The sequence below is a fragment of the Nonomuraea sp. NPDC050451 genome, assembly GCF_044458585.1.
The window spans coordinates 119,031-130,357 of sequence record NZ_JBITHZ010000010.1; the positions used below are offsets into that span (position 1 = coordinate 119,031).

The following is an 11,327-nucleotide window of genomic DNA, read 5'->3' on the forward strand; positions in this document are numbered from 1 at the left end:
TACATTCCGGTAGATTTCACGGTTGTCCAAGGGAAATCCGGTGAGATGCCGGTGCGGACGCGCCACTGTATCCGGGACGTAGATCCCGGGAGCCAGGTCGCTTGGACATTCGTGACCTCGTTGGTTGGGACGCGTCATCCCTGAGGAGGCATGTATGAGTGGTGTGTCCACTCCTTCGGCAATCCCCTTTCCCCGTCTGCGGCTGTGGCTGCTCGCCGTTCCGGTGCTGCTGCTGGTCGCCTATCTGGTGCTGATGGACAACGGGGCCATCTCGCAAACCGGTGCCTACCTGCACGAACTCATGCACGACGGGCGGCACCTGCTCGGCGTCCCCTGCCACTGAGGCACGCGCATGGTACGCACCCTGCTGGTCAGGGGCCTGCTTCTGGGCCTGCTGGCCGGATTGATCGCGGGCGGCTTCGCCTTCGCCTTCGGGGAACCGGGGGTGGACAGCGCCATCGCGCTGGAGGAGGCCCACGCCGCCCAGGAAGCGCCCGGCCATGACCACGGCGAGGAGGCACTCGTCAGCAGGCCGGGACAGAAGGCCGGGCTCTTCCTGGCCACGGGCCTGTACGGGCTGGCCGTAGGAGGGATCTTCGCCCTCGTGTACGCGGGCCTGCGCGGACGGGTCGGCCCCCGGTCGGACGGCGGGCTGGCCCTCGCCGCCGCCGGGACGGCGTTCGTGGCGGTGATCCTTGTGCCGTTCGTGAAATATCCGGCCAACCCACCGGCCGTGGGCGATCCGGAGACGATCAACAGCCGCACCCTGCTCTACGTGGTCACGACCCTCGTCGGACTGGCCGCGACGGCGATCGCGGTGGCCACCGCGCGCCGGGTCACCGCCGGGCCGTGGGCGCGGTGGGGTGCGGCGGTGGCGGCGTTCCTGGTTCCGGTGATCGCGGCGTGGACCCTGCTGCCGACCGTGGACGAGGTGCCCGAAGGTTTCCCCGCCACGCTGTTGTGGCAGTTCAGGCTGGCGTCGCTGGGGACGCAGTTCGTCTTCTGGGCGGCCTTCGGCGTGCTGTTCGGGTGGGTCGCCGACCGCGCGGCCCGTCGCACGGCGACCGCCGCCTCGCTGGGCTGAGCGGGGTGCTGTTCGTACGGCACGCGAGCACACCGGGGATGCGGGCCGCCTGCTTCCCCGCGTCCGACGAGAACGCCGACGCGGCGAGCCTGACCAGAGCCACCGCCTTGACCCGGACGGTGGCCGGGGCGGTGGTGTGGGCGGCTCCCAGTGTTGCCGCTTGTCAGACCGTCGCCGCCCTTGGGCTGGAGGCGCGGGTGGTCCCGGCGCTGGTGGAGGTGGATTGCGGCCGGTGGCGGGGCCTGCCGTACGAGCGGGTCGCGCGGGAGGAGCCGGACGCGCTGGCGAGGTGGCTGACCGACCCGCACGCGGTCCCGCACGGCGGTGAGAGCCTGGCCGCGCACGCCGAGCGGGTCACCGCCTGGCTCGAGTCGGTACGCGCTGAGCCCGGCGGAGTCGCCGTCTGCGACGCGGGCACCATCCGGGCGGCGCTCGGCCACGCGCTCGGCCTGGACCCGCTGAGCGCCGCCCGTTTCGATCTCGCGCCGCTGTCCGGCACCGAGCTGACCGTCATGCGCACCGGCTGGCGGGTCGCCCATGTCAACCGGAAGGTCCTGATTTGATCGTCACATATCCGTTCAGCGCGGTCGTCGGGCTCGACGACCTGAAGCTGGCGCTGGTGCTCAACGCGGTCTCTCCCCGGGCGGGCGGCGTGCTCGTACGCGGGGAGAAGGGCACCGCCAAGTCGACCATCGTGCGCGCGCTGGCCGCCCAGCTGCCCGCCGTGAACGTGGTGCCCGGATGCCGCTTCGCCTGCGACCCGGCCGCGCCCGACGCCGGATGCCCGGACGGGCCGCACGAACCCGGTGGCCAGGGGCTGGAGCGCCCGGCCGCGCTGGTGGAGCTGCCGGTCGGCGCCTCGGAGGACCGGCTGGTCGGCTCGCTGGACGTGGAGCGGGCGCTGACGGAAGGGGTGAAGGCGTTCGAGCCGGGCCTGCTGGCCGCCGCCCACCGCGGCGTCCTGTACGTGGACGAGGTGAACCTCCTCCACGACCACCTCGTCGACCTGCTGCTCGACGCGGCGGCCCTGGGCACGTGCTACGTGGAACGTGAGTCGGTGTCGGTACGGCATGCCGCCAGGTTCCTGCTGGTCGGGACCATGAACCCGGAGGAGGGCGAGCTCCGGCCGCAGCTGCTGGACAGGTTCGGGCTGACCGTCGAGGTCAAGGCGTCCAGGAACCCGGACGAACGCGCCGAGGTGGTGCGCAGACGGCTCGCCTTCGACGCGGACCCCGGCGCGTTCGCGGCCCGGTGGGCAGCCGAGGAAGCGGCCCTGGCGAGCCGGATCGCCCAGGCCCGCGCCCGGGTGCCGGGCGTGCGGCTGCCCGACGCGCGGCTGCGGCAGATCGCGACCGTGTGCGCGGCGTTCGAGGTGGACGGTCTTCGGGCCGACCTGGTGACGGCGAGCACCGCCATCGCCCACGCCGCCTGGCAGGGCAGGGACGTGGTGACCACCGAGGACGTGCGCGCCGCGGCGCGGCTGTCGCTGCCGCACCGGCGGCGGCGCGATCCGTTCGACGCGCCCGGGCTGGACGAGGCCCTGCTGGACGAGCTGCTGGCGAGGACGTCGGGGGATGAGGAGGATCCGGACGATCCCGACGGCAGAGGTCCTGATATTTCCGGACCTAGCGGGCCGGAGGGCTCGCCCACGGCTGCCGGAGACGGCACCCCGCCGCCCGGCGGTCCCCAAGGCGGATCTGACGATGGCGGCCTCGAGAGCAGCGACGGTCCCCAAGGCGAGCTCGAAGGCGGACCCGAGGGCGGCGGGGGCGGGGCGGATGGCGGGCGGGGGCGGGAACGTCCGTTTGATGGCAGGTACTCATCGTCAGCCGACGACCCCGAGGGCACAGCGCCGTCGGTGACCGGCGAAGGCGCGTTGAAGGAACAGAGCGGGCAAGTGGCCGGGGTGGCGGTGCCGTACCGGGTGCCGTTGCTGGAGGTGCCGGGCGTCGGCGAGGGCGCGGCGGGGCGGCGGTCGCGCTCGCGCACCCCGCACGGCCGGGCCACCGGCTCGCGCCGCCCCGCCGGACGCGTGCGCGACCTGCACGTGACGGCGACGGTGCTGGCCGCGGCGCCCCATCAGCTGCGGCGCGGGCGGCGAGGTCCCGGGCTAATACTGCGCGAGGACGACCTGCGCGAGGTGGTGCGCGAGGGCAGGGAGGGCAACCTCGTGCTGTTCGTGGTCGACGCGAGCGGCTCGATGGCGGCGCGCAAGCGGATGACCGCGGTCAAGACGGCGGTGCTCAGCCTGCTGCTCGACGCCTACCAGCGGCGCGACAAGGTCGGCCTGGTCACCTTCCGCGGCCAGGGCGCGGCGGTCGCGCTGCCGCCGACCTCGTCGGTGGAGGCGGGCGCGGCGCGGTTGCGTTCGCTGCCGACCGGCGGGCGCACCCCGCTGGCGGCCGGGCTGGCGCGGGCCGCCGAGGTCCTGCGCGTGGAGCGGCTGCGTGACCCGGCGCGGCGGCCGCTGCTGGTGCTGGTGACGGACGGGCGCGCCACGGCGGGCGGCGACGTGGACCGGGCGGCGGCGCTGCTGGAGGGCACGGCGGCAGTGGTCGTGGACTGCGAGAGCGGCCCGGTACGGCTGGGCCTCGCGGTCCGCCTGGCGGCCCGGTTGCGGGCCCGGCTCGTCCCCCTCGACTCCCTGGCCGATCTCGGGTCGGTCGTGCGCGATCACAGGAAGGCGGTCTGACCATGCCGCAGGGAAAGCCCGCCATAGTGCCCGACGACGGCCTCACCACCCGGCAGCGCCGCAACCGGCCGCTGCTGATCGTGCACACCGGTCCCGGCAAGGGCAAGTCGACGGCGGCGTTCGGGATGGCGTTGCGGGCCTGGAACCAGGGCTGGCCGGTCGGGGTGTTCCAGTTCGTGAAGTCGGCCAAGTGGCGCATCGGCGAGGAACGGGCGCTGAAGGTGCTCGGGGAGACGGGCGAGGGCGGCTCGGTGACCTGGCACAAGATGGGCGAGGGCTGGTCGTGGATCCAGCGGCCGGGCACCGAGGAGGACCACGCGGCCGACGCCCGTGAGGGCTGGGAGCAGATCAAGCGGGACCTGGCGGCCGAGACGTACCGGTTCTACGTGCTGGACGAGTTCACGTACCCGCTGAAGTGGGGCTGGCTGGAACTCGACGACGTGGTGGCCGCGCTCGCCGGGCGGCCCGGCAACCAGCACGTGGTGATCACCGGCAGGGACGCGCCCGAGCGGCTGATCGAGGTGGCGGACCTGGTGACGGAGATGGGCAAGGTTCGCCATCCCATGGATGCCGGGCAGAAGGGGCAGAAGGGTATCGAGTGGTAGTTCCCCGGCTCGTCATCGGGGCGCCGTCGTCGGGCAGCGGCAAGACGACGGTGGCCACGGGGCTGATGGCGGCGCTGCGGGCGCGGGGGCTGCGGGTCTCGCCGCACAAGGTGGGCCCCGACTACATCGACCCCGGCTATCACGCGCTGGCCACCGGCCGTCCCGGCCGCAACCTGGATCCGTGGCTGGTGGGTGAGGAGCGCGTGCGGCCGCTGTTCCTGCACGGGGCGGCGGGGTGCGACGTGGCGGTGGTCGAGGGCGTGATGGGGCTGTTCGACGGCAAGGGGGACACCGATTTCGCCTCGACCGCCCACGTGGCCAGGCTGCTGGACGCCCCGGTCGTGCTGGTGGTGGACGCGGCGCGGCAGAGCAGGTCGGTGGCGGCGGTGGTGCACGGGTTCGCCACGTTCGACCCCCGGGTGCGGGTGGGTGGGGTGGTGCTGAACCGGGTGGGCTCCGACCGGCACGAGGAGCTGTGCCGGTCCGCGCTGGCCGCCGCCGGGGTGCCGGTGCTGGGGGCGATCCGCCGCGACGACGCCGTCTCCACGCCGTCGCGGCATCTGGGGCTGGTGCCCGCCGCCGAACGGGAGGCCGAGGCGCTGGCCGCGGTGGACCGGCTGGCCGCGCTGGTGACCCGCTCGTGCGACCTCGACGCGCTGCTCCGGCTGGCGGCGTCGGCTCCACGGCTCGACGCGGTCCCCTGGGAGCCCGCGCGGGGGGAGCGCAAGGACCGGCCGGTGGTGGCGGTGGCGGGCGGGGCGGCGTTCACGTTCGGCTACGCCGAGCACGTCGAGCTGCTGCGGGCGGCCGGCGCGGACGTCGCGGTGTTCGACCCGCTGCGGGACGAGCGGCTGCCGGACGGGACCGCGGCGCTCGTGATCGGCGGCGGCTTCCCCGAGGTGTACGCCGCCGAACTGGCCGCCAACGAGCCGCTGCGCGAGCAGGTGGCGGCCTTCCGCGGCCCGATCGCCGCCGAGTGCGCCGGGCTGCTCTACCTGTGCGAGGAGCTGGACGGGCGGCGGATGTGCGGGCGGATGCCGGGCCGGGCGCGCATGACGTCGAGGCTGACGCTCGGCTACCGGGACGCGGTCGCGCTCAGGCGTTCGCCGCTGACGGAGCCGGGCGAGCGCTTCCGCGGGCACGAGTTCCACCGCACCGCCGTTGAGCATGCAGGCGAGCCGTTGTTCCAATGGGAGGGCGGCGCCGACGGCTTCGGCGACGCCCTGGTGACCGCGTCCTACCTGCACCTGCACTGGGCAGGACAGCTGATGACGGCTCAGCGGCTGGTGTCGTCCTCCAGGTCGCCCTCGGTCTTGAGGTAGACCTCCTGCAGGCCGCGCAGGACCTCCGGGTCGGGGTGCTGCCACATGCCCCGCTCGGCGGCCTCCAGCAGGCGTTCTGCGATGCCGTGCAGCGCCCAGGGGTTGGACTGCGCCATGAACGCCTGGTTCTCCGGGTCGAGCACGTACGCCTCGGTGAGCTTGTCGTACATCCAGTCGGCGATCACCCCGGTCGTGGCGTCGTAGCCGAACAGGTAGTCGACCGTGGCGGCCAGCTCGAAGGCGCCCTTGTAGCCGTGGCGGCGCATCGCGGCCAGCCAGCGCGGGTTGACGACCCTGGCCCGGAAGATGCGCGAGGTCTCCTCCGACAGGGTGCGGGTGCGGACGGCGTCGGGGCGGGTGCTGTCGCCGACGTACGCGGCCGGGGCCCTGCCGGTCAGCGCGCGGACGGTGGCGATCATCCCGCCGTGGTACTGGAAGTAGTCGTCGGAGTCGGCGATGTCGTGCTCGCGGGTGTCGACGTTCTTGGCGGCCACCGCGATCCTGCGGTAGGCGTCCTCCATCTGCGGGCGGGCCGCCACGCCGTCGAGGTCGCGGCCGTAGGCGAAGCCGCCCCACACCGCGTACACCTCGGCCAGGTCGGCGTCGTCGCGCCAGTTGCGGCTGTCGATCAGGGGCAGCAACCCGGCCCCGTACGCGCCCGGCGCCGACCCGAAGACACGCATGGTCGCCTGGCGCTCGTCGCCCCCGGTCGCGGCGACGTGGGCGCGCACGTAGTTGTCCTCGTGCGGCTCGTCCAGCCCGGCGGCCAGCCGTACGGCGTCGTCGAGCATGGCCACCACGTGCGGGAACGCGTCGCGGAAGAAACCGCTGATGCGCACCGTCACGTCGATCCTGGGACGGCCCAGCTCGGCGAGGGGGATCGGCTCCAGGGACGTGACGCGGCGCGAGGCCTCGTCCCATTCGGGGCGGATGCCGAGCAGGGCCAGCACCTCGGCCACGTCGTCGCCCGCCGTGCGCATGGCGCTGGTGCCCCAGACCGACAGCCCCACCGAACGCGGCCACTCGCCGGTGTCCGCCCGGTAGCGCTCCAGCAGCGACTCGGCCATCGCCTGGCCGGTCTCCCAGGCGAGCCGGCTCGGGACCGCGCGGGGATCGACGGAGTAGAAGTTACGGCCGGTCGGCAGCACGTTGACCAGGCCACGCAGCGGCGAGCCGCTCGGCCCGGCGGGAACGTAGCCGCCGTCCAGGGCGTGCAGGACGTGGTCGAGCTCGTCGGTGGTGCGGGCCAGGCGCGGCACCACCTCGGTGGCGGCGAAGACGAGGACCCGCGTCACCAGGTCGCGCCGCTCGTCCGGCAGCCCGCGCGTGACCTCCCGCGTGACCTCCGCTGGCGCGTCCGGCGCCCAGCCGCGTTCCTCCATGGCCTCCACCAGCGCCCGGGCGGTCGCCTCGGCCCGGTCCACGCTGCCGAGCCCCGCCGTGCCGTCCTCGGCCAGGCCGAGCGCCTCGCGCAGGCCGGGCAGCGTCTCGCGGCCCGACCACATCTGCCGGGCGCGCAGCATCGCCAGGACCAGGTCCACGCGCACCTGCCCGGCCGGCGCCTGCCCGAGCACGTGCAGGCCGTCGCGGATCTGCGCGTCCTTGACCTCGCACAGCCAGCCGTCCACGTGCAGGATGAAGTCGTCGAACTCGCTGTCGTGCGGCCGGTCCGCCAGCCCCAGGTCGTGGTCGAGCCGGGCGGCCTGGATGAGCGTCCAGATCTGCGCCCGGATGGCGGGCAGCTTGGCCGGGTCCATGGCCGCGATCGTGGCGTGCTCGTCCAGCAGCTGCTCCAGCCGGGCGATGTCGCCGTACGTCTCCGCCCGCGCCATCGGCGGCACCAGATGGTCCACCAGCACGGCGTGCGCCCGCCGCTTGGCCTGTGTGCCCTCGCCCGGGTCGTTCACCAGGAACGGGTAGACCAGCGGCAGGTCGCCGATGGCCGCGTCGGTGCCGCACGCGGCGGACATGCCGGCCGACTTGCCCGGCAGCCACTCCAGGTTGCCGTGCTTGCCCACGTGCACCATCGCATGGGCGCCGAACTCGGCAGACAGCCAGCGGTAGGCGGCCAGGTAGTGATGGCTGGGCGGCAGGTCGGGATCGTGGTAGATGGCGATCGGGTTCTCCCCGAAGCCGCGCGGCGGCTGCACCATCACCACCAGGTTCCCGGCCCGCAGCGCCGCCAGCACGATGTCTCCCTCGTGCACGAACAACTCTCCCGGCGGCGGCCCCCAGTGCCGCTCCATCGCCGCCCGCAGCTCCTCGGGCAGGGTCCGGTACCAGCGCTCATAGGACGCGGCGGAGATGCGTACCGGATTGCCCGCCAGGTGCTCCTCGGTCAGCCAGTCCGGGTCCTGGCCGCCGGCCGCGATCAGCGCGTGGATGAGCGCGTCGCCGTCCTGCTCGGCCACGCCGGGGAAGCCCTCGCCGAGGTCGTAACCCGCCTCGGCGAGCCTGGCCAGCAGCCGGACCGTGCTGGCCGGGGTGTCCAGGCCGACCGCGTTGCCCACCCGGGAGTGCTTGGTCGGGTACGCCGACAGCATCACGACCAGGCGGCGCTCGGCGGGCGGGGTGTGCCGGAGCAGCCCGTGCCGTACCGCGATGCCCGCCACCCGGGCGGCCCGCTCGGGGTCGGCGACGTAGACGGTCAGCCCCTCGGGGTCGATCTCCTTGAACGAGAACGGCACCGTGATGATCCGCCCGTCGAACTCCGGGATGGCCACCTGCGAGGCGGCGTCCAGCGGCGACAGCCCGTCGTCGTTCTCCTCCCACGCCCCCCTGCTGGTGGTCAGGCAGAGCCCCTGCAGGATCGGCACGTCGAGGGCGGCCAGCGCGCCCACGTCCCACGCCTCGTCGTCGCCGCCCGCGCTCGCCGTCGCGGGGCGCGAGCCGCCCGCCGCCAGCACGGTCACCACCAGCGCGTCGGCGGCGCGCAGCGTGTCGAGCAGTTCGGGCTCGGCGGTGCGCAGCGAGGAGCAGAACACCGGCAGCGCCTGCCCGCCCGCCTCCTCGACGGCCGCGCAGAGCGTCTCCACGAACGCCGTGTTGCCCGCCAGGTGATGCGCCCGGTAGTAGAGCACCCCGATCACGGGCCCCTCTCCGGGCCGCGCGTCGCGTTCCAGCAGCCCCCAGGAGGGCGTCTGCTCCGGCGGCGCGAACCCGCGCCCGGTCAGCAGCACCGTGTCCGACAGGAACGCGTGCAGCTCGGCCAGGTTCGGCGGCCCGCCGTGGGCCAGGTAGGCATGGGCCTCGGCGCAGACGCCGCCGCTGACCGTGGACAGCTCCATCAACTCGGCGTCCGGCGCCTGCTCGCCACCCAGCACCACCACCGGACGAGGGCCGGCCAGCAGCGCGTCCAGGCCCTCCTCCCAGGCGCGGCGCCCGCCGAGCAGGCGCACCACGACGACGTCGACGCCCTCCAGCAGGGCGGGCAGGTCCTCGGCCGCCAGCCGGGCCGGGTTGCCCAACCGGTAGGCGGCACCGCTCGCGCGAGCGCTGAGCAGGTCGGTGTCGGAGGTCGAGAGCAGCAGGACGGTACGGCTGTCGCCAGGCACGGCGCAATCCTCCCTCGGGGTCCTCGCCCCGGTCGCGGGTGTCGCGGCGGCCGGAGTCTCCTGGCTCCCGGATCAGCGCTCACCCCGGCCTTCCCACCCGTCGCCGGGCAGTGGCCTGCGGTGGGGTTCGCTCCCCGGTCACAGTGGCGGGACCGCGCCGGATTCGCACCGGCTTCCTCCCTAGCCATCGCCTACAGGGAGCCTACGACAGGAGCGACCCCCGCCAGAAGTGGCGTTACCATCCTGATCGTGTCCATAGCCGACTTTTCCGGACGTTTGCGTCCCGACGCCTGTCCGGGGGCGCTACAGGTGCACGAGGCCGCCGACGGCCCGCTGGCCCGGGTCCGCCTGCCCGGCGGCGCGATCTCACCCGTCCGCCTCCGCGAGCTGGCCGCCTGCGCGGCCGACCTCGGCTCGGACGTGATCGAGCTGACCTCCCGGGCGAACGTCCAGGTGCGCGGCCTGCGCTCACCCGCCGCCTTCGCCGAGCGGATCGCCGCCGCCGGCCTGCTGCCGTCGGAGGCGCACGAGCGCGTACGCAACATCGTGGCCTCGCCGCTCGGCGGTCGCACCGGCCCCGGCCTACTGGACCCGCAGCCCCTGGTGGAGGCGCTGGACCGGGCGCTGTGCTCGCGGCCCCGTCTGGCCGGGCTGCCGGGGCGGTTCCTGTTCGCGGTGGACGAGGGCAGCGGCGACATGCTCGCGCTGGGGGCCGACGTCACGTTCTTCGACGGGCGGCTGCTGCTGGCGGGCGTGGACTTTGGGCTCGCCGTGGGGGCGGACGCGGCGGCCGGACGCATGGTCGCCGCCGCCGAGGCGTTCCTCGACGAACGGCCGGAAGGGGATCGGGGCGCGTGGCGGATCGCGGAGCTGGACAACGGCCCCGCCCGCATCGCCACCCGCCTCCACGTCACCGGCACCCCCGACCGCGCCACAGCCACCCCCCTGTCGCGGCCGACGGCGCCGCGTGCCGGGCGGGTCGGGCAGTGGGACGGGCGGGTGGCGCTGGAGGTCGTGGTGCCGCTGGGACGGCTGTCCGCCGCCCAGGCACGCGCCATCGCCGCAGCGGCCGAAGTGAACGGCCCGGCCGGCACCATTGGCGCGCCCGGTCCGGGCGGCGTGCCCGTCCGGTTCACGCCGTGGCGGACCGTCGTACTCCTCGACCTTCCGCCCACCACCATCGACCGGGCGGCGCGAATGCTGGAGGCGGCCGGGCTGGTGACCGACCCGGCGTCGCCGTGGGCCGGCGTGAGCGCCTGCACCGGCCGTCCGGGCTGCGCCAAGTCCCTGGCCGACGTCCAGGAGGACGCGCGGCGCTGGGTGGCGACCCTGGACGGCCCTCCGGCGACGCCCGTGCATTGGGCCGGTTGCGAGCGGCGCTGCGGGCTGCCGCGCGGCCGGGTCGTCCAGATGGTCGCCACCGGCGACGGATACCAGGAAAGGCATCAGTGAGCGACTACATCCGCGACGGGGCCGAGATCTACCGGCGCTCGTTCGCGACCATCCGTGCCGAGACCGACCTCACCGGGCTGCCGCCCGAGGTCGCGCAGGTGGCGGTGCGGATGATCCACGCCTGCGGCATGACCGACCTCGTGGCCGACCTGGACTGGTCGCCCGCCGTGGTCGTCCGGGCGCGCGAGGCGCTGCGCGGGGGCGCGCCCGTGCTGTGCGACGCGCAGATGGTCGCCTCCGGCGTGACCAGGCGACGGCTACCAGCGGACAACCCCGTGGTGTGCACGCTGGGCGACCCCGGCGTGCCGGGGCTGGCCGAACGGCTCGGCACCACGCGCAGCGCCGCCGCCCTTGAGCTGTGGCGCGACCGCCTCGACGGCGCGGTGGTGGCGATCGGCAACGCGCCGACCGCGCTGTTCCGGCTGCTCGAACTGGTCGCGGAGGGCGCGGGCAGGCCCGCCGCCGTGCTCGGCATCCCGGTGGGGTTCATCGGCGCGGCCGAGTCCAAGCGGGCGCTGGCGGACAGCGACCTGGAATATCTGGTGGTGCACGGCCGCCGCGGCGGCAGTGCGATGACGGCGGCGGCGGTCAACGCCATCGCGAACGAGACGGAGTGAT

General features: G+C 74.4%; 9 protein-coding genes and 2 riboswitches. Of the genes, 8 read left to right on the top strand and 1 reads right to left on the bottom strand.

All coding sequences use genetic code 11. The features are described 5' to 3' along the window. Nucleotides 1-4: 4 nt before the first annotated feature. Nucleotides 5-152: riboswitch (adenosylcobalamin (AdoCbl) riboswitch) on the top strand. 2 nt (nucleotides 153-154) lie between these two features. Genes ACIBI9_RS29240 through ACIBI9_RS29265 form a run of 6 tightly spaced genes read left to right on the top strand, consistent with a single transcriptional unit; the run spans nucleotide 155 to nucleotide 5,703 of the window. Beyond that, nucleotides 155-343, top strand: coding sequence for a CbtB-domain containing protein (locus ACIBI9_RS29240; protein WP_397226302.1), 189 nt, complete (start codon nucleotides 155-157; stop codon nucleotides 341-343). Nucleotides 344-352: 9 nt separating this feature from the next. Then, nucleotides 353-1,084 (top strand): CbtA family protein, encoded by a 732-nt coding sequence (locus tag ACIBI9_RS29245; RefSeq protein ID WP_397226304.1) that lies wholly within the window; start codon nucleotides 353-355, stop codon nucleotides 1,082-1,084. Nucleotides 1,085-1,089: 5 nt separating this feature from the next. Next, entirely contained in the window at nucleotides 1,090-1,647 is a 558-nt protein-coding gene (locus ACIBI9_RS29250; RefSeq protein ID WP_397226306.1) for a histidine phosphatase family protein, read from the top strand. Then, nucleotides 1,644-3,776: a VWA domain-containing protein gene (locus tag ACIBI9_RS29255; RefSeq protein ID WP_397226309.1), complete on the top strand. Its 2,133-nt coding sequence runs from the start codon at nucleotides 1,644-1,646 to the stop codon at nucleotides 3,774-3,776. Before ACIBI9_RS29250 ends, ACIBI9_RS29255 begins: the two co-directional genes overlap by 4 nt. Before the next feature lie 2 nt (nucleotides 3,777-3,778). Continuing rightward, entirely contained in the window at nucleotides 3,779-4,381 is a 603-nt protein-coding gene (cobO, locus tag ACIBI9_RS29260; protein ID WP_397226311.1) for a cob(I)yrinic acid a,c-diamide adenosyltransferase, read from the top strand. Then, complete coding sequence (locus ACIBI9_RS29265) at nucleotides 4,375-5,703, top strand: cobyrinate a,c-diamide synthase (RefSeq protein ID WP_397226313.1); 1,329 nt, start codon at nucleotides 4,375-4,377, stop codon at nucleotides 5,701-5,703. The genes cobO and ACIBI9_RS29265 overlap by 7 nt, the downstream gene beginning before the upstream one ends. Here ACIBI9_RS29265 and cobN read toward each other — a convergent pair. Further along, complete coding sequence (cobN, locus tag ACIBI9_RS29270; protein WP_397226315.1) at nucleotides 5,658-9,257, bottom strand: cobaltochelatase subunit CobN; 3,600 nt, start codon at nucleotides 9,255-9,257, stop codon at nucleotides 5,658-5,660. The genes ACIBI9_RS29265 and cobN overlap by 46 nt on opposite strands. A gap of 53 nt (nucleotides 9,258-9,310) precedes the next feature. Further along, nucleotides 9,311-9,436: riboswitch (cobalamin riboswitch) on the bottom strand. 70 nt (nucleotides 9,437-9,506) lie between these two features. Between cobN and cobG the strand changes: the two genes are divergently transcribed. Further along, on the top strand, nucleotides 9,507-10,709 hold the full coding sequence (cobG, locus tag ACIBI9_RS29275) for a precorrin-3B synthase (protein WP_397226317.1): 1,203 nt from the start codon (nucleotides 9,507-9,509) through the stop codon (nucleotides 10,707-10,709). Next, nucleotides 10,706-11,326, top strand: coding sequence for a precorrin-8X methylmutase (locus tag ACIBI9_RS29280; protein WP_397226319.1), 621 nt, complete (start codon nucleotides 10,706-10,708; stop codon nucleotides 11,324-11,326). The genes cobG and ACIBI9_RS29280 overlap by 4 nt, the downstream gene beginning before the upstream one ends. Nucleotide 11,327: the final 1 nt, after the last annotated feature.

Excerpts from the sequence above, each read along its gene's own strand:
- ACIBI9_RS29240 (WP_397226302.1), top strand. The coding sequence starts at position 155 with ATGAGTGGTGTGTCCACTCCTTCGGCAATCCCCTTTCCCCGTCTGCGG.
- ACIBI9_RS29245 (WP_397226304.1), top strand. The coding sequence starts at position 353 with ATGGTACGCACCCTGCTGGTCAGGGGCCTGCTTCTGGGCCTGCTGGCC.
- cobO (WP_397226311.1), top strand. The coding sequence starts at position 3,779 with ATGCCGCAGGGAAAGCCCGCCATAGTGCCCGACGACGGCCTCACCACC.